Below are 19,032 nucleotides of genomic sequence, written 5' to 3' on the forward strand. Positions count from 1 at the left end.
GTTCAGTAGGCGTACTCGGCGAACACCCGATCGACGTTGCCGCCCCACTCGCCCTTGTACTTGGCGAGGATGGCATCGGCCGGGGTGCGCCCGCTCGTCACCGTCTCCAGCACCGGATCGAGGTACTGCGTCTCGTCGAAACCGGCGCCGTTCAGGCGGGCGCGACGGGCGAGTCCCTGGCGGGCGAGCTCGGCGGCGTCGCGGGCGACGTCGAGGACGCGACGGTTGCGGAAGGGGGTCTCCAGCGCGGTGCGCGGCACGGCCCGGCGCAGCGCCTCGCGCTCCTCGGTCGTCCAGTCCTTCACCATCTCCCACGCCTGGTCGAGGGAGGCCTGGTCGTAGAGCAGGCCGACCCAGAACGCCGGCAGGGCGCAGATGCGCCGCCACGGGCCACCGTCGGCGCCGCGCATCTCGAGGTACTTCTTCATCCTGACGTCCGGGAAGACGGTGGAGAGGTGGTTGTTCCAGTCGCCGATGGTGGGTCGATCATCGGGGTCGAGCTGCGGCAGGCCTTCCGCCATGAAGCGGCGGAAGCTCTCGCCGGAGACGTCGATGTAGGTGTCGCCACGCTTGACGAAGTACATCGGCACGTCGATCGCCCAGTCGACATACTGCTCGAAGCCGAAGCCCTCGTCGAAGGCGAAGGGCAGGCCGCCGGTTCGGTGGGCATCGGTGTGGTGCCAGATCTCGCCGCGCAGCGACTGGTAGCCGTTCGGCACGCCTTCCGTCAGCGGCGAGTTGGCGAAGATGGCGGTGGCGATCGGCTGCAAGGCGAGGCCGACGCGGAGCTTCTTGACCATGTCCGGCTCGTCCTCGAAGTCGAGGTTCACCTGGATCGTCGAGGTCCGGTACATCATGTCGAGGCCCATCGTGCCGACCTTCTTCATGTAGGCCGTCATGATGGCGTAGCGCGACTTCGGCATCACCGGCGTCTCGGCGAGCGTCCACTTCGGCGACATGCCGATGCCGAGGAAGCCGATGCCGAGGGGCTCGCCGATCTGGCGGACCTGCGCGAGATGGGCGTGCACCTCGCGGCAGGTCTGGTGGAGGGTTTCGAGCGGCGCGCCGGAGAGTTCGAACTGGCCGCCGGGCTCGAGACTGATGGCGCCGCCGCCGGTCGGATCGCCGAGGCCGATGATCTTGCCCTTGTCGACGATCGGCTCCCAGCCGAGCAGGCCTTCCATGCCGGTCAGAAGCTTCTCGACGCCGCGCGGCCCTTCGTAGGGGACGGGCGAGAGGTCGTCGGTGTGGAAGCCGAACTTCTCGTGCTCCGTGCCGATCCGCCATTTTTCGGGCGGCTTGCCGCCGGAGGCGAGGTTGGCGACGAGCTCGTCGCGTCCGTCGATCGGGGTGCTGTCGATGGTATCGCGTGCCATGCGGGTCGGCTCGTCGTTGGCGGCCCGGGCAGGGGGTGCCGGGCGGCCGGGACGATAGCGGCGGGTCCGGGGAGGCACAAACACGAAATTCTTGCGCATCCGGCAGGCGGCGGAGACCCTCAGCGCCAGTCGCCCAGCGCCGCCTGCACCACCGCCAGCGCCGCCACAGCCGCGGTGTCGGCGCGCAGCACGCGGGGGCCGAGCGGGATGGCGGTGACGTCGGGCATGGCGCGCAGGCGCTTGCGCTCGTCCTCGTCGAAGCCGCCCTCGGGGCCGATCAGCACCGCGAGCGGCCCCGGCGCGAGGCCTGCAAGCGCCGCGAGCGGGCCGTTGCGATGGTCGTCCTCGTCGCAGAAGACGAGGCGGCGGCCGGGCTCGTCGGTCTCCCAGGAGGCCAGCACGCGGTCGAGCGCCACCGGCTCGTCGACGCGCGGCACGGCGAGCACGCCGCACTGCTCGCAGGCCTCGACGACGTTCGCCCGCATCCGTTCGAGGTTGACCCGTGCCACCTGGGTGCGGCGGGTGATCACCGGGCGGATCGCGCCGGCGCCCATTTCGACCGCCTTCTGCACCATGTAGTCGAGGCGGGCGTGCTTCAGCGGCGCGAACAGGAGATGCAGGTCGGGCGTCTGCGGCTGTGGTCGCGTCAGCCCGCGCACGACGAGGCGGGCGGCCTTCCTCGAGGCGTCGGCGATGTCGGCGCGCCACTCGCCGTCGCGGCCGTTGAAGACGAGCAGCCCGTCGCCCTCGCCGAGGCGGAGCACGGCGATGAGATAGTTCGCCTGCTCGCGGGCGAGCGGCACGCCCGCGCCGGCCTCGAGGGGGGCGTCGACATAAAGGCGCGTCGAGGTGATGTCGTGGCGGGCGATGGGGGCGGCTCCAGTCTCGCGGCTTCCCTGTGGACGGCGGCGGGACCATGCCGCGGCGGGGACGGCGGACGCAAGCGGGCGGTGCTTCGGCCGGACCGCTTCCGCAGTCGTGTCCGCCTTGACGGGCCGGCGGGCGTCGGCGCTGATGACGAACGCTGTTCGTGGAGCCGCCGCTTGTCAGAGTTCCGCTTCCCCGGCACGCCGAAGGCCGGCCCGCCGAAACCCGAACGGGCCCCGGTCGAGACGCGCGCCGACGCTTCCGCCCCAGCCGAGACGCGCGCCAATGCCTCGGCCCCGGCCGAGGCCCGCCCGAACGTCGCCGAGTTCTCCGTCTCCGAGATCGCCTTCGCGGTGAAGCGTACGATCGAGGACGCCTACGGCTTCGTGCGCGTGCGCGGCGAGATCTCCGGCTACCGCGGGCCGCACTCGTCGGGCCACGCCTACTTCTCGCTGAAGGACGACAAGGCGCGCATCGAGGCGGTGGTCTGGCGCACCTCGTTCCAGCGGCTGCGCTTCAAGCCCGAGGAGGGCATGGAGGTCATCGCCACCGGCAAGCTGACGACGTTCCCCGGCGGCTCGAAATACCAGATCGTCATCGAGGCGCTGGAGCCCGCCGGCGTCGGCGCGCTGATGGCGCTGCTCGAGGAGCGGCGGACGAAGCTCGCCGCCGAGGGGCTGTTCGACGAGGCGCGCAAGCGGCCGCTGCCGGTGCTGCCGGGCGTCATCGGCGTCGTCACCTCGCCGACCGGGGCGGTGATCCGCGACATCCTCCACCGCCTGTCGGACCGCTTCCCCGTCCACGTGCTCGTCTGGCCGGTGCGCGTGCAGGGCGACGGCAGCGCGGCGGAAGTGGCGGCGGCGATCCGCGGCTTCGGAGCGCTGACGCCGGGTGGGCCGTTGCCTCGCCCGGACCTCCTCATCGTCGCGCGGGGCGGCGGCAGCCTCGAGGACCTCTGGGGCTTCAACGACGAGGCGGTGGTGCGCGCCGCGGCCGAGAGCCCGATCCCGCTCATCTCCGCCGTCGGCCACGAGACCGACTGGACGCTCCTCGACCACGCCGCCGACCGCCGCGCCCCGACGCCGACCGGTGCCGCCGAGATGGCCGTGCCGGTGCGGCTCGAGCTTCTGGCGGCGATCGACGACTACGGCCGGCGCATCGATTCCTGCGCCCGCCGCGGCCTCACCGACCGGCGTCAGGCGCTGAGGGCGCTCGCCCGGGCGCTGCCGCAGGCGGGCGACCTCGTGGCGACGGCGCGCCAGCGCCTCGACCTCGCCGGCGCCCGCCTCGGCCACGCGCTCGCCGGCGCGAGCCGCCAGCACCGCACGCGCTTCGAACGCGCGGCGGCCCGCCTCACACCGGCAGCGCTGCTGCGCCTGCTGTCCCGCCGGCGCGAGCGGCTGGAGGCGGTGGCGCTCGGGCTAAGAGCCGAGCGCCTGAAGCTCGGCGAGGCGCGGGCGCGGCTCGACCGCGCCGGGACGGGGCTGACGCGCTGCTTCATCGCCGGCACGGAGCGGCGGCGGCGCGACCTCGGCGCGACGGCCAAGCTGCTCGAATCGTTCAGCTACAAGGGCACGCTCGCCCGCGGCTACGCCCTCGTGCTGGGTCCGGACGGGCACCTCGTTCGATCGGTCGCGGCGGTGCCGGAGGCCTTCACCGTCCGCCTCGCCGACGGCGACGTCGCGGCGCGGCGGGCGGATGGAAGCGCGCCGGCGGGTGGCGGCGGTAGCCAGCCGCCCGCGGCGCGGGACCGGCCGCAGGAGGGGGCAGAGGTCGGCGGCGAAGCAACCCCCGGGGCCAAGCGCGCCGCCCAGCCTTCGCGGGCCGCAGCGCGGCCGAAGCGGTCCTCGGAGGATCAGGGGCGGCTGTTCTGAGACGAGGCCCCCCGATGGAGGCGTGCCCCGAGCTACCCCGTTGCGGGCGTTGGCGCGCGGCCGAAGCCTTAGCTCGCCGCCCTCACAGCACCCGCTCGAACAGGCCGGGATAGCTCACCACCAGCCCGTCCTCGTCCACCGTGATTTCGCGCTTGAAGTCTGCATCGAGCGATTCGAACAGCCAGCGTTTCTCGCCGAGGTTGGTATAGCGCTGCGGGTGCGGGAACAGCGCGAGGTCCGGGAACGACACGTAGGCCACCACGATCTCCGCCACGCCGCCCACCGGCAAGGCGAGCCGGCGGATCGGCAGCGTGTTGGTGAAGGGCGAGGCGGAGATGTCGACGTCGATCGCGCCCGTGAGCTCGGGCAGCGGCACGCCGTCGGCGTTGGTCCAGCTGCCCTCGCCATCGGCCAGCACCGCCAGCCGCCGGTCGAGGCCAATGACCTCGACGTCGAGGCGCCGGGCACGCCAGCCTGCATCGACGACGAGACGCCAGTGCGCGGCGAAGGCCGCGCCCTCGGTGTCGCCGACGACGACGGCATCCACCGTCTGACCGCTGGAAGTCTCCTCGATCACCAGATGCTCGAGCCCGCCGCCGTCGGCGCTCCGCCACCGTGCCGTCACCGCCATCGCCGCCTCCCGTCTGCCACACGTCGTCGATCCCCAAACGACGACGGCCCGCGGTTGGTGCCGCGGGCCGTCGAAAGTCTTCGCGATAGAAGCGGCGGATGGACTACTCGGCCGCCTCGCGCACCACCGGGGCCGCGTCGTTGACGTCCGGATCGACGTGGGTGGCGAACTGCTCGAAGTTCTTCTGGAACATGGCGATCAGGTGCCGGGCCGTGGCGTCGAACTCGGATTTGTCCTTCCACGTCTTGATCGGATAGAGGATGTGCGGCTCGACGCCCGGCACCGCCGTCGGCACCTCAAAGCCGAAATAGCGGTCCGTGCGGTAGCCGACGTCCTTCAGCGACCCGTCGAGGGCGGCAGCGAGCAAAGTGCGCGTCACCTTGATCGGCATGCGCCGGCCGACGCCGAACTTGCCGCCCGTCCAACCGGTATTGATCAGCCAGCAGTCGACGTCGTAGCGGGCGATGAGGTCGCGCAAGAGGTTGCCGTACTCGCTCGGATGGCGCGGCAGGAAAGGCGAGGCGAAGCAGGTGGAAAACGTCGCCTCCGGCTCCGTCACGCCCTTCTCGGTGCCGGCGACCTTCGCCGTGTAGCCGGAGATGAAGTGGTACATCGCCTGCGCCGGCGTCAGCTTGGCGATCGGCGGCAGCACGCCGAAGGCATCCGCGGTCAGCAGGATGAGGTTCTTCGGCTGCCCGGCGCGGCCATCGAGCTTGGCGTTGGCGATGAAGTGGATCGGATAGGCGGAGCGGGTGTTCTCCGTCTTCGTTTCGTCGGTGTAGTCGGGGACGCGCGTGTCGGGATCGACCGGCACGTTCTCCAGCACCGTGCCGAAGCGCTCCGTGGCGGCGTAGATCTCCGGCTCGGCTTCCTTCGACAGGTTGATCGTCTTGGCGTAGCAGCCGCCCTCGAAGTTGAAGACGCCGGTGTCGCCCCAGCCGTGCTCGTCGTCGCCGATCAGCTCGCGGTCCGGATCGGTCGACAGCGTCGTCTTGCCGGTGCCCGAGAGCCCGAAGAACAGCGCGGTGTCGCCGGCCTTGCCGACGTTCGCCGAGCAGTGCATGGCGACGACGCCCTGCGGCGGCAGGATGTAGTTGAGGTAGGTGAACACCGACTTCTTCATCTCGCCGGCGTAGGACGTGCCGCCGATCAGGATGATGCGCTTCGTGAAGTTGACGGCGATCACCGTCTCGGTGCGGCAGCCGTGGCGCTTCGGATCGCCGTTGAAGCTCGGCAGGTCGATGATCGTCAGGTCCGGCACGAAGCTCGCGAGCTGATCGACTGTGGGGCGGATCAGCAGGTTGCGGATGAACAGCGAGTGCCAGGCGAACTCGGTGAAGATGCGCGCCGAGACGCGGTAGGTCGGGTCGGCGGAGCCGTAGAGGTCCTGGGCGAAGAGCTCGCGGCCCTTCGCGTGCTCGATCATGTCGTTGTAGAGCACGTCGAAGTGCTCGGGGCTCATGGCGTTGTTGTTGCCCCACCAGACCTGGTCGGCGGTGTGCTCGTCCTTCACCGTGTGCTTGTCGCGCGGCGAACGGCCGGTGTGGATGCCGGTCTCGGCCGTGAACGCGCCGGTGGAGGCGACGATGCCTTCCTTGCGCAGCACCGCCTCCTCGAAGAGGCGGGCGTCCCCGAAATTCCAGTTGATCGCGGCCAGATCCTTGAGACCGCTGGCCTCCACGCCGCAGGCGGCGTTGCGCGTTCCGCTCTCCCTCACGATAGTCCCTCTCGACGTTCGCTCGCGTTGAAGTTGTATGGCGGCCGCCGTTTGTTGAGTTTTATGGGGCGTCTGGTGCGCTGGCGGCGCCGGGTCGGACGGGTCGGGCCTTCGGCCTCGTATTCATTAGCTGGGGTCGTGAATACGGACGTTAGGACACCGTCCGAAGGGGCACAAGTGCGGCGCGAGCTTCGCCTTATCCGCGCTCAGGCGGCCGCGCGGGCGGCGTGGGCGAGCTTGACGAGCACCCCGCGGAGCTCCGCCGATGTACGCACCCGGTCCGGAAACACCAGTCGCGCGCTCTGCCCGCCGTCGCGGGTCATCAGGTCGATCCCCTCCGGATCGAGGCCGGTTGTGATCCACAACCCGTCGGGCGCGCCGCACAGCTTCGTGGCGTAGAGGGCCAGCGCGTCGGTGTGGTCCTCGTTCATGTGGTCGACGGAGCCCTTCTCGGCGCCGAGCAGCTGCTCGGCGTCGGACAGGTCGAGGAGGAGGTCGCTCGCGGCGATCGCGACGATGCGGCCGAAGCCGGCCACGAGGTGCGCACCCGAAACCTCGAGCACCCAGACGGAGAAGTCGGCGAAGCCCGCATAGCCGGCGGCGTCCGGATGTCGCATCAGGAAGCGGCGCCGCGCCGCCGCGTCCTCGGGCGTGTCCTTGTCGAGCCGGCGCAGCCGGCCGCCGATGGAGACGCGGGCGCCTGCGAGGGGGTCGCCCTCGCTGCCCTCCGCCGCCAGCAGCAGCGAGGCGCGCGGATCGGCCTTGGCGTTCTGGGTGTGCAGCGCGAGGTCGGAGATCAAGAGCACCGGCGTGCCGTCGGGCAGCGTCGCCACGGTGACGAGCGAGGCGAACGGGTCGCCGGAGCCGGTGGCGAGCGTCGCGAGCGCCCCGGTGCGGACGGTGCGCAACAGGGTGCGGGCGGCGGCGACCGGGGAGAACGAACCGTCGGACATGGCGAACCTCGCGGGAAGCGTCGGATGATCCCTTTCCGTTAGCGAGCGGCGGATCGGCACGCAAGGCGGATATATTTGAATTGTTTCAGGTTTCAGCGGCGCGCTGGCTCCTCCCCCCTCGTGGGGGAGGTGGCCGGCGCAGCCGGCCGGAGGGGGCCGCCGCGCTCGCGCGGCGGTACGGGACTGCGAGCGGTCGCTACCGTCGCACGCCGGCGGCTCCGCCACCGGCGCCCTCCCCGGTCCGCTGCGCGGCCCGACCCTCCCACAAGGGGAGGGTTTAAGGGGCAGCCCTCCCGCAGCCCACCCCCACGACGGCCCGCCCCCATCGACGGCCCGCCCGACGGCCCGCCCCTCGGCAGCCTTGATCCGCATCAAGGCAGACTGTCACCGCGCGTGCGCTGATCCGCCGACGCTGCCGACAGCGGGCGAGCCCCGACCCCATCCCTTCCGGACGCCTGCGTGCGCCCCCGCCCGCGAGGCGACGACGTGACTGTCTTCGGTTGGCTGAACGACCAGCTGCTCCGCATGGTGTGGCTCGACGAACTGGTGCGGGCGGGGGTCGTCGCCGTCGGGCTCGACCCCGCCTCGCGTCTCGGCGGGTCCGTGCAGTTCTTCGTCTACGACGTCATCAAGATCTTCCTGCTGCTCGCGGTGCTGATCTTCGCCATCTCCTATGTGCAGAGCCACTTCCCGCCGGAGCGCACCCGCGCCCTTCTGGGCGGCCGCTCCGGCCTCGGCGCCAACACGCTGGCGGCCCTGCTCGGAACGCTGACGCCGTTCTGTTCCTGCTCGTCGATCCCGCTGTTCATCGGCTTCACCGCAGCCGGCCTGCCGCTGGCGATCACCTTCTCGTTCCTGATTTCGTCGCCCCTGGTCGATCTCGCCTCGGTGATCCTGCTCGCCTCGATCTTCAACTGGCCGATCGCGCTCGCCTATGTCGGCGTCGGGCTGGTGGTGGCGGTCGTCGGCGGCACGGTGATCGGCAAGCTCGGGATGGAGAGCCAGGTTGCCGATTTCGTCCGCACCGTGCCGGTCTCCGGCGCGGTCGAGACGATGACGCGGCGGGAGCGACTCTCCTATGCCCGCGACCAGGTGACCGAGATCGTCCACCGCGTCTGGCCCTATGTGCTCGTCGGCGTCGGCATCGGCGCGGCGATCCACAACTGGATCCCGCAGGAGGCGATCGGGGCGCTGCTGGGCCAGGACAAGTGGTGGGCGGTGCCGGTGGCGACGCTCATCGGCATCCCGATGTATGCCGACATCTTCGGGACGCTGCCGATCGCCGAGGCGCTGGTCGGCAAGGGCGTCGGCCTCGGCACCGTGCTCGCCTTCATGATGGCGGTGACGGCCCTGTCGCTGCCGTCGCTGATCCTGCTGAAGCGGGTGGTGAAGCTGCCGCTGCTGATCGCCTTTCTCGCCGTGGTGACGGTGGGCATCCTCGCCATCGGCTTCATCTTCAACGAGGTCTCGGCCCTCTTGCTGTGACGCTCCTCTTCCCGTGTGAAAGGACAGGCCATGATCATCAAGATCCTCGGATCCGGCTGCAGGAAGTGCGTCGCCCTCGGCGACAACGCCAGGGCCGCGGCCGCCGCCGCCGGCAAGCCGGCCGAGATCGTCAAGGTCACCGATTTCGCCGCCATCGCCGCCTATGGCGTGATGTCGACCCCCGGCCTCGTCATCGACGAAAAGCTCGTCTCCTCCGGCAAGGTCCTGAGCGCCGAGGAGATCGGCAAGTTCATCTGACGCGGGACGCCGCAGCGCGAGGTGGGCATGGGGCGAGCGGGCGGGGGGCGAGCGGGCGGGGGGCGAGCGGGCGGGGGGCGAGCGGGCGGGGGGCGAGCGGGCGGGCCCCCAGGCGGGGATGTGGCGCAAGGCGAGGATGGGGCGAGCGGGCGGCAGCCAGCGCGGCGCAGCAGTCATCGCTTGCCTCTCCTCCCTCACACTACCCCCTCCGTAGTCATTCCCGGCCTTGTGCCGGGAACCCATGCGACGCCGCATCAGAGGACATGCCCGGTTTGGGTCGGTGTGCTCGCCGAGAACAATGGGTTCCCGGGACAAGCCCGGGAATGACCTCGGTGGGGGTGAAGGCCCGCACCCGCTACCCCCCGCGACAGCCCGCCCCCTCCGCCGCTAGACTGTCGCGCAACGGACCCACCTCAACGGGCTACCGGGGGGAGGCGATGACGCGCTACGCCTACACGACGTTTCCCTATGTGAAGCCGCCGGAACTGTCCGGGGGTGGTGCAGCAAGGCGGCCGGTGGTGGTCGTCGGCGCCGGGCCGGTCGGGCTCGCGCTCGCGGTCGACCTCGCCATGCACGGCACCCCCGTCGTCGTGCTCGACGACAACGACCGCGTCTCCGTCGGCAGCCGCGCCATCTGCTGGTCGAAGCGGACGCTGGAGATCTTCGATCGCCTCGGCGTCGGCCGGCGCATGGTCGAGAAGGGCGTCACCTGGAAGGTCGGCCGCCTCTTCCACCGCGATGCAGAGGTCTACGCCTTCGACCTCCTGCCGGAGCCCGGCCACCGCATGCCGGCCTTCGTCAACCTGCAGCAATACTATGTCGAGGAATACCTCGCCGAGCGGGCGGCCGACTTCCCCGACCTGATCGAGCTTCGCTGGAAGAACCGCGTCGCCGGCGTGGCAGCGCGCCCCGACGGCGTCACGCTGACCGTCGAGACCCCCGACGGCGCCTACGCGCTGGAGGCCGACTGGCTCGTCGCCTGCGACGGCGTCCGCTCCACCGTGCGCACCGCCCTCGGGCTCGACTTCGCCGGCGAGGCCTTCGAGGAGCGCTTCCTCATCGCCGACGTCGAGATGAAGGCGCCGTTCCCGTCCGAGCGCTGGTTCTGGTTCGAGCCGCCCTTCCACGCCGGCCAGTCGGCGCTGCTCCACAAGCAGCCCGACGACATCTGGCGCATCGACCTGCAGCTCGGCCCCGACGCCGATCCGGAAGTGGAGAAGCGGCCGGAGCATGTGATCCCGCGCATCCGCGCCATGGTCGGCGACCGGCCGTTCGAGCTCGACTGGGTGTCGGTCTACACCTTCCAGTGCCGGCGGCTCGAGCGCTTCGTGCACGGCCGCGTCGTCTTCGCCGGCGACAGCGCCCACATCGTCTCGCCGTTCGGCGCGCGCGGCGGCAACGGCGGCATCCAGGACGCCGACAACCTCGCCTGGAAGCTCGCCCGCGTCATCCGCGGCGAGGCCGGGCCGGGCCTGGTCGACACCTACGACGAGGAGCGCGTGCGGGCGGCCGACGAGAACATCCTCAATTCCGCCCGCTCCACCCACTTCATGACGCCGAAGAGCGAGGCCGAGCGCACCTTCCGCGCCGCCGTGCTCAGGCTCGCCGCCACCGAGCCGTTCGCCCGCCGCTTCGTCAATTCCGGCCGGCTGTCCTTGCCCGCGAGCCTCGCCGGGCTGTCGCTGCAGACCCCGGCGGAGGATGGAGCTGCTGTCGAGCCGGGGCGCGTCTGTCCCGATGCGCCGGTGACGGAGAGCGACGGCAAGGCCGGCTTCCTGCTCGACCGACTGGGCGGTGACTTCTGCTGGCTGGCGGTCGGCGACATCGCCGTGCCGCCGTCCCGGGAGCGCCTCGTGCGCGTCGGCACCGGCGGGCTCGGCGATCCGGAGGAGCTCGTGGCGGCGCGCTATGGTCTTGATTTTCTTTACCTGATCCGCCCCGACCAGCACGTCGCCGCGCGCCTCTCCCGTCCAACGGCAGCGATGATGGCGGACGCGCTCGCGAGGGCCGGCGGGGCGAGCCGTCGCAGCGACGAGAGGGCGGCATGAGCGGTTCGGACCATGCGAACCCGGCTGCCACAGAGCAGTCGGCTGCTCCGCTCGACCTCGGCGCCGACCGGCTCGGCGGGCGCAGCGACGATGTCTATGCCGCTCTGCTCGTTGCGCATTCCGGGCTGACGGCGCAGGAAAGTGCTGCGCTCGATGCGCGGCTGATCCTGCTGCTGCTCAATCTTGTCGGCGACGCCGACACGGCGATCGCCGCCATCCGCCACGCCCGCGACCGCTGAGGACCGCCGGTGCTGGTGCTCATCGGCGGGCCGACCGGGGTCGGCAAGACGACGCTGATCGAGGCGCTCGCGACTGAGGGCTGCGGCGTCGTCCATACCCTGACGACGCGGCCGGCACGGCCGGGGGATCGCTTCAAGACCTCAGTTTCGCCAGAGACTTACCGACAAGCGGCGGGGACGCTGTTCTGGCCGGCGCAGTATCTCTACGGCGCCTTCTACGGCGAGGACTACGCCACCGTGATGGCCGCCGCCTGCCCGCTCAATCCGCACCCCTGGCTGATCGACGCGGCCCCGGAAACGATCGTGATCTTTGATCACGTTCCCCATTTCACCGTGGTCCTGATGCCTTCAGACGACGACGCCCTGCTGCCGCGCACGCTGGCGGCGGCCAACCGCTTGGAAAGACTGGAGAAAGCCCGCGAGGAGACGGTGGTTTGGCGGGGCATCCTCGACGGTGCCCGTCGGGAGCCATCAGCGGCGGCCGCCATGGCGCGCACGGTCGAAGTGCCGTGCCGGTGGGGTCAACAGTCTGAAATCGTTGACCTTTCCCGGGCGCAGATCGCCGCCTGGCAGGCGCACCGGAGCGCGCCCATAAGTCACTGACACACAAAGAGAATTCCAACCCGAATGGCCGCGCGACGGCGACCGCCGTTGCCGGTCACCGTCTCCGGCATCCCGTCACGCCGCGACGGTCAACCCCGTGGACGCAATCGGAGATTGCGCGTAGGGCCGCGCATCCGGCTTCATCGCGCGGCCGGCGAAGTGGCCGGCGTCGAGCTCGATGACGCTGTCGTCGTCATAGGGCCAGCTCGCGTGGGCGAGGCGGGCGAGCGCCTCGATGTCGCCGCGGGCGACGGCGAAGGCCTCGCGCTCGTCGGTCACCGGCCGGCCGGTGACCCGGCGCAGCAGCGCGTTCGAGGCGAAGAAGCGGACGGTGCGGCGGCGGACGTCGCGCATGCGAAAGCACACTCCTTCGCCCGGCACGGGAAAGCCGGGACAGGTTTCGAGACGGGTGAGCATCGCTCGATACTCCGGGGGTGAGAGGGGCCGCGAGGGCCGTGCGGTGAGAACGCCCTCTCCCGGCGTTCGGTTCCGCATCTGCGAAGGCCAAGCGAGACCTGCGAAAGGCGACGGCATGGCGCGTCGCCGCCGACACCGCTAGGCTGCGGCTCGCCACCCCTGCACGTGCCGCGGAGACCGCCCGTGACGCTCTCGTCCGCCCCCTCGATCGCCGCCCTGGTGGCGGCGGCTCGCGCGGTCACCGCCACCACCGCCGACCCGGCCGAAATCGCCGCGGCGCTCGCCGAGCCGATGCGCAAGACCGCGCTGTCCGCCGACTGGCTGACGGCGGACTTGCGCGAGGCGGTGCCGGAGCAGGGCTTCGGCTCGCACCTGCTGCACGAGGAGCCCGGCCACGATCTCGCGATCTTCTGCGTCGCCTGGCTGCCCGGCCGCGGCGCGCCGGCGCACAACCACGGCACCTGGGGCGTCGTCTGCGGCGTCGAGGGCACCGAGACCAACACGGCGTGGCGGCGCACCGACGACGGCTCCGACCCCGGCCATGCCCACCTCGAGCCGGGTGCCGTCACCGACCTTTCGCGGGGCACCGTCGTCACCGTCTCGCCGACCGACATCCACAGCGTCGAGAACAGGACGGCGAGCCTGTCGCTGTCGCTGCATCTCTACGGCCGCCACCTCAACTTCGTGCCGCGCAGCCAGTTCGACCCCGTCGCCGGGATCGAGAAGCCGTTCGTCATCACGGTGCGCTGAGGCCCCTACCGCCGCCCCCCTTGCGCAAACAACTGGCCGGTGCGGGTGGCGAGGAAGGCGGGGAGTGGGATGTCCTCTTGGCGGAGGAAGCCGGTGTCCGGCAGGGCGCCGTCGCGGACCATCTCGATCACCGCCACCACCGAGGCCGACGTCGTCCACGCGATCGCCGTGCGGTGGCGGCCGGCGAGCTCCAGCGGATAGTAGGCGCGGACGAACTCGCGCCGCTGCAGCCGCCCCTCGGCGCGCCCCTCCGCCGAGACGTGCACGTAGACGACGTCCTCGTCGACCGGCGGCTTGGCGTTGGTCAGGATCTCGCCGGCGAGCCCGCGCTTCTCGCGCATCAGGAGCTCGTGAAAGAAGAAGTTCATCAGCTCGGCGTGGCCGGGATAGCGCATCGTCTTGTAGTCGATGTTCGCCACCCGCCCGTGGAAGGTGTCGCACATCGTGCCGAGCCCGCCGGAGGTGGTGAAGGCCTCGAGCTTCACCCCGTCGACATAGATCGTCTCCAGCCACTCCATGGCAGAGACCCACTTGCGCTCGCCCTCCTCGATCACCTCGCAGTCGTTGAGGTATTCGTTGACGACGCCCTCCGGCGACCAGTTGAAGGCATAGCCGAGCAGGCCGGTCGGGTGCTGCGGCAGCGCGCCGACGCGCATGCGGATCGACCGGCACAGCTCGAATTCGGCGGCGAGGCTCGCCCCGACGATGCCGACGAAGCCCGGCGCGAGGCCACACTGCGGCGCCATCAGCCCCTTCGCCGTGGCCGAGAGGCCGATGATCGCCTGCGTCGTCGGCACGTCCTCGGTGAGGTCGAAATAGTGCAGGCCCGCCGCGTGCGCGACCTCGGCGACCGCGCGGTTGAGATGGTAGGGCAGGCACGACAGCACCGCCTGCCGACCGGCGAACAGCCCCCGCAGTACCGCCGCATCGGCCACATCGGCCACCTCCACCGGGAACGGCACGTCCGGCGCTGCCGGTCGCGCATCGACCCCGGTGACGGTGAAGCCGCTCTCGGCGAGCAGCGTCGCGGCAAGCGTGCCGACCTTGCCGAGCCCGAGCACGGCGATGGCGTTGAAGGACATGGCGGTTCCCCCGAGTGTGTTGTGCGCCGGCACGTCGTGGCGCCGGCGGATGGGGGAGAGTAGCAGAGGACGGGGTTGGGGTGGCCCACCCGCGGAGCGACCGTGCGTCAGACCGGCAGCGACAGGATGGCGGTGGCGGCGGCCTCACCCGATTGCCGTGCGCCCATGACCGTGACCGCATAGGGGCCGGCAGCGCTGTCGCCGGCGAAGAAGAGGCGATCGTCGACGGGGCGGCCATAAGCCTCCCGCGCCCCCGCGGCGCCGAGCCGCAGCACCGTGTAGGACCCGCCGGAGAAAGGGTCGGCCGACCAGTCCGTCGACGTCGCCCGGCTGACGCGGGCGGCGACAGCCGCCCCGAGGGCGTCGGTGAGGGCCTGCCGGCCCGCCGCCTCCAGCGCCGCGGCGCCGCCGCGTGACACCGCCTCGGCGTGGGACCCGGCGAAGATCACCGTCGCCAGCGGCAGCCGCCGGTCGAGGTAGAGACCCGCCGCCTCGCCGCGCAGGGCACGGCCGATGTCGAACACGTATTCGGGCACCTCCGACAGGGGCGCGTCGAGGCGAAACCCGACCTTGACGAAGCGACCGCCCTCGAGCGCCGCGAGTGCCGCCTGCCTGTCGGCGGGCAGGGGCGGGTCGAAGCGGATCGCGCCGCCCGCCAGCACCGGCGGCGGTACCGTGACCACGACCCGGCGCGCCCGGACCGTGCCGAAGTCTCCGGCCACGGCGACCTCGCCCGCACCGGTCCAGTCGATGCGCCGGACGATATGGCCGGTCCGCACCGGGACGGCGCCCCCGAGGTCCGCGACGAGCCGCCCGAGACCGCCCTCGACGACGTAGTCCTCGCCTTCGGCCAGTGTTGCGTAGTCCCGCGCCGAGAGGCGGTCGGCGTCGGTGGCCATGGTCAACGCGGCAAGGTCCGCCGCGGCCTGCTGCATCTCCCCCCGCGCCGCGGTGCCGAGCGCGAAGTCACTGCCGACGATACCGCGCAGCCAGGCGCGGCGCTCGAGGGCCGCCATGGCCGACCACAGCGATGCCGCCCCGTCCGCCAGCGGCCGGCCATCGCGCAGGACGAGCATGTCGTCCGCCGGGCTCGGCCAGGTGCGCCGGCCCAGTCGCGCCGCATCCGCCCGGAACGGGTTGACGTCGGCATTGTGCAGCCAGTGGGCGCCACGATCGAACGGGACGCCGAGGGCGGCCTCGTCGGTGAAGGCCCGCCCGCCGATCCGCCCGCGGGCTTCCAGGACCACGACGCGGCGGCCGGCGGCACCCAGCCGGCCGGCCGCAGCGAGACCCGCCACTCCGCCACCGACCACGACGACGTCGGCATCGACCGCGGCGGTGGCGCCGCGAACCACGGCCGGCGCCGCCACGAGCACCGCCGCCCCGGACAGAAATCCACGCCTCGACAGCTTCGTCGCCATCTTCCCCTCCAAATACGACAGTGTTGTCGTGTTTGCATATACGACAAGAGTGTCGCAAGGCAAGCCCGACGGGCCTCTTCGGGCCCCCGACGGACGCGGGGAGCGGGATGTCATCGGAACGGGTGGTGGCGCCGCCGCCACAGGCGCGCGGACGGGCACGCTTCGAGGCTCTGCTCGCAGCGGCGGCGGACCTCATCGCCGAACACGGCGTCGACGGCGTCGCCTTCAGCCAGATCGCCCGGCGCACGCGCACGGCGCAGGGGTCGCTCTACCAGTTCTTCCCGGCCAAGGACGCCCTCGTCGCGACCCTGCATGCGCGCCTCGCCGACGACCTCGTCGCCGTCGTGGCGCGCTGTCACGCGACGGTCCGGGACGCGCCCGCCCCCCGGACACCGAAGACGATGATCGACGTCCTCGTGCCGGCGCTCGCCGCCTTCTACGCGGCGAACCCGGCCTATCGCGAGATCCGGCTCGCCCTGCCGCGCAGCGCGGCGGTGCTGGACACGGAAGATCGGGCCGACGCCACGATCGCCGCCCACCTCCGCGAGATGCTGCACGCCACGGGAGCGCCGATCGCCAAAGGCCGCATGGCGTCGGTCGTCTCGGCCCTGATCGAGGTCGGAGACGCGCTGCTGCCCTGGGCCGGCGCGGACGAGACGCGGCTGAGCGAGGTGAAGATCCTTCTCCTCGCCTATCTGACGGCGTCCCCCGACGAGGCCGTCACGCCGCCCGGCCCGTCCGGATAGTCGGGCCCGGGGCTCGGTCGACGCCCTCGCCCTGCCGCGCACCGTGGCGGTGTCGCTCGGGTTCCCGGCACAAGGCCGGCAATGACGAAGGAGAGTGGAGACCAGCAGGGCACGTGTAACGGGCGGCAGAGCCACGCGCGCCCCCTGCCCTGCCCTGCCCCCCAGTGCACGATCTTCGACGCCCGGCGAGACGGCGGCGGCGGGCGTGATGACCGGGCGAGGCAGAGCCGAGGGGACCTTCAGGTGAAGCAATCGCTGCGAGCGTCGACTGATGCAGAGCGCGGGTCGGTGCCGCCGGGAAACTTTCGGCGCCGGTGGCGTTCTGTGGCCAGAGGAGGCGCCGTTGCCGTTCTACAATTTCCAGGTCCGCACCCCGACCCATGTCATGCTCACGCAGGGCGCCGAGCTGCCGGACAGCACGGCCGCGCGCGTCGAGGCCGCCAAGCGCATCGGCGAACTTCTGACCGAGCACGCGCACCAGCTCTGGGTCGACGAGGACTGGCAGATCGACGTGACCGATCAGCGGGGCCTCATCCTCTACGTGATCTACGTGACCGCGAACCGGTCGCCGGCGACCACCGCACGCGGGCGCTAGAGCGCCCGGTGGCAGAGGCATCAGCCGCCAGGCGGCTGCCTTCATGAAACTGAGATCGGAAGGCCGCCTGCAGCGGTGCCGGCGACCGTCCCCTCCCCCTCAGTGCACGATCTTCCAGCCCGGCGAGACGGCGGCGGCCAGCGTGATGACCGGGGGCGGGGCGACGAGGGTGGTCGGGGTGCTGGAGCGGCGCATCGAGAAGGTGGCGCGGCGGTACATCGCGTAGCTCACCTCGTCCACCGCCTCGATCGCCGAGGAGACGCCGATGTCGGCGCCGACGGTGACGGCCGCCATCTGGGCATGGTGGAGGAAGGCCCGCCCGCCGACGCCGACGACGAGATCGGGATTGCGGGAGGCGGCGCGCACGGCGCGGATCGTCTCGGCCATGCGCGGCAGCCACTCCTCGCGGCCGTAGACGTCGCTCAGCGAAAGCGTGATCGCGTCGAACCAGGTGCCCTCCGCCAGCGCCGACAGCTCGGCATCGGTGTTCGGGAACTCCACCGAGACGTTCCAGCCGGCGTCCCAGAAGCACTCGCCGACGAGGGCGGAGCCGAGGATGTGGTGCTCGCCCGGCTGCGGGGTGACGAGAACGCGGCACGCCTTCGCCTGGAAGGGGACGGGATGGGGCAGCACCAGCGGGCGGACGGCGCTCTGCAGAAGGGTGAGAGCGAGCGTCACGTCGACATCGCGGCAGCGGTCCTCGCGCCACCAGTCGCCGAGGAGGCGGACGGCCGGCTCGAGCAGGCTGCCGAACAGGGAGCGCACCGGGCTGCCCGGCACGAGGCGGCCGGCGAGCAGGGCGTCCACCGCGGCACGGTCGCCCGCGACGGCGAAGTGTGCGAGCGCCGCGGCGTCCTCCGTGCGGGCGCGCTGCTCGGCGATGCCACCCGGATCGGCCGCCGCATCGGCGTGGCGGAACCACTGCATGTCCCAGCCGGCGAACAGGCGCGCTGGCGCCGCCCGCGCACCGAGGAGCTCGACCTCGGCGTGGCGGCCGTCGCAACGGATGGAATGCCAGACCTCGGCGACGCCCTTGTCCGGCCCCTCGAGCCACTGGTAGTAGCGCCCGCCGGTGAAATGCAGCATGCCGGTGACGCCCAGCGCGCGGTTGCGCGTGCGGGCATCGAGAAGCAGCTGCTGGATCTCGTCCTCGCCCGGAACGTCGCGGGCGCGGCTGCGATAGGACAGCGTCGTCAGGGCCGGATCGACGAGCGGGCGGGCCAGAGCGACACGGGACGGCTCGAGGCGGGACGGCTCGCGGAGACCGGGTTCACGGCGGCCAGCATCCGACAGGTCCGCGACGTCGTCCGCCGGTGAGATGTCGCGCGCCAGGCCAGCCATCCGATCCTCCCAAACGATTTTTTATCGGGAGTGATCGAGGCACGCCCCCGGACCGGCAGCCGGAACGGGCACACCAGGCCGAGGCGTTCCGCCGGTGCACCCCGCCCGCGAACGTCCAGACCCCGGCAGGTCTCCTGGCTCACGGACGGTCGCGGCGGAAGGCCGTGGTGACGGGGCGGACCCCGGCGGTGGCGTTCCAGGCGAGACGGCTCTCCGCTCACAGGTGCGGGAACAGCTCCGGCGTTGCTGGCGACCAGCGCACCGGATTCCCTCTTAGCCTCAGAGATTTCGTCTATCCGCGAGGACCGAAGCTCCCCATCGTTGCACACCGGCACAAAGTGTCAAGGCGCGTTGACGGTCGCCGCACAGCCCAGTTCTTCCGCCCGCGCGGCTGGCCGCGGACGGCCCGCCCACCGGGCGCCGCCGTCGGCCTTGGTCGCGCACGCTCCCGGCCTGCCGGCGTCACCGCCCGGGCAGCACACCTTGTCCACGACGGAGCAGGTCGGGCGGCTCCGAGGGGAGATGCAGGACCCGGCCGCAAGCCTCGCGCAAGCGTCGGCTGATCGTCTGACCGGCCGCGATGGCCCGTTCGGCCGACGCTCCACGACCCATCCAGTCGCTCACAACCG

The 19,032-nt window shown here is 71.6% G+C and carries 18 protein-coding genes and 1 riboswitch; of the genes, 9 read left to right on the forward strand and 9 right to left on the reverse strand.

Going from position 1 to position 19,032, the window contains the following annotated elements; genetic code table 11:
• Nucleotides 1-2: 2 nt before the first annotated feature.
• Nucleotides 3-1,376, reverse strand: coding sequence for a glutamate--cysteine ligase (locus RUR49_RS14305; protein ID WP_409147051.1), 1,374 nt, complete (start codon nt 1,374-1,376; stop codon nt 3-5).
• A 119-nt stretch (nt 1,377-1,495) separates the two neighbouring features.
• On the reverse strand, nt 1,496-2,245 hold the full coding sequence (locus RUR49_RS14310) for a 16S rRNA (uracil(1498)-N(3))-methyltransferase (RefSeq protein ID WP_409147152.1): 750 nt from the start codon (nt 2,243-2,245) through the stop codon (nt 1,496-1,498).
• Nucleotides 2,246-2,584: 339 nt separating this feature from the next.
• On the opposite strand from RUR49_RS14310, the gene xseA reads away from it, so the two are divergent.
• Nucleotides 2,585-4,117: an exodeoxyribonuclease VII large subunit gene (xseA, locus tag RUR49_RS14315; RefSeq protein WP_409147153.1), complete on the forward strand. Its 1,533-nt coding sequence runs from the start codon at nt 2,585-2,587 to the stop codon at nt 4,115-4,117.
• 82 nt (nt 4,118-4,199) lie between these two features.
• Here xseA and RUR49_RS14320 read toward each other — a convergent pair whose 3' ends face one another.
• The 3 genes from RUR49_RS14320 to RUR49_RS14330 form a co-directional block, all read right to left on the reverse strand.
• Nucleotides 4,200-4,748: a putative glycolipid-binding domain-containing protein gene (locus RUR49_RS14320; protein ID WP_409147052.1), complete on the reverse strand. Its 549-nt coding sequence runs from the start codon at nt 4,746-4,748 to the stop codon at nt 4,200-4,202.
• Nucleotides 4,749-4,851: 103 nt separating this feature from the next.
• A complete protein-coding gene (locus tag RUR49_RS14325; protein ID WP_409147053.1) occupies nt 4,852-6,465 on the reverse strand; it encodes a phosphoenolpyruvate carboxykinase in 1,614 nt (537 codons plus the stop codon).
• A 206-nt stretch (nt 6,466-6,671) separates the two neighbouring features.
• Nucleotides 6,672-7,418, reverse strand: coding sequence for a HugZ family protein (locus RUR49_RS14330; protein ID WP_409147054.1), 747 nt, complete (start codon nt 7,416-7,418; stop codon nt 6,672-6,674).
• Between the two features lie 486 nt (nt 7,419-7,904).
• Here RUR49_RS14330 and RUR49_RS14335 point away from each other — a divergent pair, with 486 nt between their 5' ends.
• The 5 genes from RUR49_RS14335 to RUR49_RS14355 all read left to right on the forward strand — a co-directional run bounded on the left by RUR49_RS14335 (nt 7,905) and on the right by RUR49_RS14355 (nt 12,051).
• Nucleotides 7,905-8,903, forward strand: a complete 999-nt coding sequence (locus RUR49_RS14335; protein WP_409147055.1) for a permease — start codon at nt 7,905-7,907, stop codon at nt 8,901-8,903.
• 30 nt (nt 8,904-8,933) lie between these two features.
• Entirely contained in the window at nt 8,934-9,161 is a 228-nt protein-coding gene (locus RUR49_RS14340) for a thioredoxin family protein (RefSeq protein ID WP_409147056.1), read from the forward strand.
• A gap of 437 nt (nt 9,162-9,598) precedes the next feature.
• Nucleotides 9,599-11,209 carry an FAD-dependent oxidoreductase gene (locus tag RUR49_RS14345; RefSeq protein ID WP_409147057.1) on the forward strand — a complete coding sequence of 537 codons (1,611 nt, stop codon included), beginning with the start codon at nt 9,599-9,601 and terminating at the stop codon, nt 11,207-11,209.
• Nucleotides 11,206-11,448 carry a DUF2783 domain-containing protein gene (locus RUR49_RS14350; RefSeq protein WP_409147058.1) on the forward strand — a complete coding sequence of 81 codons (243 nt, stop codon included), beginning with the start codon at nt 11,206-11,208 and terminating at the stop codon, nt 11,446-11,448. The genes RUR49_RS14345 and RUR49_RS14350 overlap by 4 nt, the downstream gene beginning before the upstream one ends.
• 9 nt (nt 11,449-11,457) lie before the next feature.
• Nucleotides 11,458-12,051: a hypothetical protein gene (locus RUR49_RS14355; protein WP_409147059.1), complete on the forward strand. Its 594-nt coding sequence runs from the start codon at nt 11,458-11,460 to the stop codon at nt 12,049-12,051.
• Nucleotides 12,052-12,126: 75 nt separating this feature from the next.
• On the opposite strand, the gene RUR49_RS14360 is transcribed toward RUR49_RS14355, so the two are convergent.
• The gene (locus RUR49_RS14360; RefSeq protein WP_409147060.1) at nt 12,127-12,405 is read right to left on the reverse strand and encodes a hypothetical protein; all 279 of its coding nucleotides are present in this window, start codon (nt 12,403-12,405) and stop codon (nt 12,127-12,129) included.
• A gap of 246 nt (nt 12,406-12,651) precedes the next feature.
• Here RUR49_RS14360 and RUR49_RS14365 point away from each other — a divergent pair, with 246 nt between their 5' ends.
• A complete protein-coding gene (locus tag RUR49_RS14365) occupies nt 12,652-13,218 on the forward strand; it encodes a hypothetical protein (protein ID WP_409147061.1) in 567 nt (188 codons plus the stop codon).
• A gap of 5 nt (nt 13,219-13,223) precedes the next feature.
• Here RUR49_RS14365 and RUR49_RS14370 read toward each other — a convergent pair whose 3' ends face one another.
• On the reverse strand, nt 13,224-14,300 hold the full coding sequence (locus RUR49_RS14370; protein WP_409147062.1) for a saccharopine dehydrogenase C-terminal domain-containing protein: 1,077 nt from the start codon (nt 14,298-14,300) through the stop codon (nt 13,224-13,226).
• A 107-nt stretch (nt 14,301-14,407) separates the two neighbouring features.
• Nucleotides 14,408-15,721, reverse strand: a complete 1,314-nt coding sequence (locus RUR49_RS14375; RefSeq protein ID WP_409147063.1) for a flavin monoamine oxidase family protein — start codon at nt 15,719-15,721, stop codon at nt 14,408-14,410.
• A 107-nt stretch (nt 15,722-15,828) separates the two neighbouring features.
• Between RUR49_RS14375 and RUR49_RS14380 the strand changes: the two genes are divergently transcribed.
• Nucleotides 15,829-16,467 carry a TetR/AcrR family transcriptional regulator gene (locus RUR49_RS14380; protein ID WP_409147064.1) on the forward strand — a complete coding sequence of 213 codons (639 nt, stop codon included), beginning with the start codon at nt 15,829-15,831 and terminating at the stop codon, nt 16,465-16,467.
• A gap of 343 nt (nt 16,468-16,810) precedes the next feature.
• On the forward strand, nt 16,811-17,062 hold the full coding sequence (locus tag RUR49_RS14385) for a DUF6894 family protein (RefSeq protein ID WP_409147065.1): 252 nt from the start codon (nt 16,811-16,813) through the stop codon (nt 17,060-17,062).
• 99 nt (nt 17,063-17,161) lie between these two features.
• Here the strand turns inward: RUR49_RS14385 and RUR49_RS14390 are convergent, their stop codons facing one another.
• A complete protein-coding gene (locus RUR49_RS14390; RefSeq protein WP_409147066.1) occupies nt 17,162-18,403 on the reverse strand; it encodes a BLUF domain-containing protein in 1,242 nt (413 codons plus the stop codon).
• 106 nt (nt 18,404-18,509) lie between these two features.
• Nucleotides 18,510-18,728: riboswitch (cobalamin riboswitch) on the reverse strand.
• Nucleotides 18,729-19,032 lie beyond the last annotated feature (304 nt).

This window comes from Pseudoxanthobacter sp. M-2, from assembly GCF_046156265.1.
GTDB lineage: Bacteria > Pseudomonadota > Alphaproteobacteria > Rhizobiales > Segnochrobactraceae > CAMDHY01.

Bases quoted from the DNA above. Each gene is read 5' to 3' on its own strand.
- RUR49_RS14370 (WP_409147062.1), bottom strand. From the start codon at position 14,300: ATGTCCTTCAACGCCATCGCCGTGCTCGGGCTCGGCAAGGTCGGCACG.
- RUR49_RS14320 (WP_409147052.1), bottom strand. From the start codon at position 4,748: ATGGCGGTGACGGCACGGTGGCGGAGCGCCGACGGCGGCGGGCTCGAG.
- RUR49_RS14360 (WP_409147060.1), bottom strand. From the start codon at position 12,405: ATGCGCGACGTCCGCCGCCGCACCGTCCGCTTCTTCGCCTCGAACGCG.
- RUR49_RS14305 (WP_409147051.1), bottom strand. From the start codon at position 1,376: ATGGCACGCGATACCATCGACAGCACCCCGATCGACGGACGCGACGAG.
- RUR49_RS14345 (WP_409147057.1), top strand. From the start codon at position 9,599: ATGACGCGCTACGCCTACACGACGTTTCCCTATGTGAAGCCGCCGGAA.
- RUR49_RS14380 (WP_409147064.1), top strand. From the start codon at position 15,829: ATGTCATCGGAACGGGTGGTGGCGCCGCCGCCACAGGCGCGCGGACGG.
- RUR49_RS14390 (WP_409147066.1), bottom strand. From the start codon at position 18,403: ATGGCTGGCCTGGCGCGCGACATCTCACCGGCGGACGACGTCGCGGAC.
- RUR49_RS14330 (WP_409147054.1), bottom strand. From the start codon at position 7,418: ATGTCCGACGGTTCGTTCTCCCCGGTCGCCGCCGCCCGCACCCTGTTG.
- RUR49_RS14375 (WP_409147063.1), bottom strand. From the start codon at position 15,721: ATGGCGACGAAGCTGTCGAGGCGTGGATTTCTGTCCGGGGCGGCGGTG.
- RUR49_RS14340 (WP_409147056.1), top strand. From the start codon at position 8,934: ATGATCATCAAGATCCTCGGATCCGGCTGCAGGAAGTGCGTCGCCCTC.
- RUR49_RS14350 (WP_409147058.1), top strand. From the start codon at position 11,206: ATGAGCGGTTCGGACCATGCGAACCCGGCTGCCACAGAGCAGTCGGCT.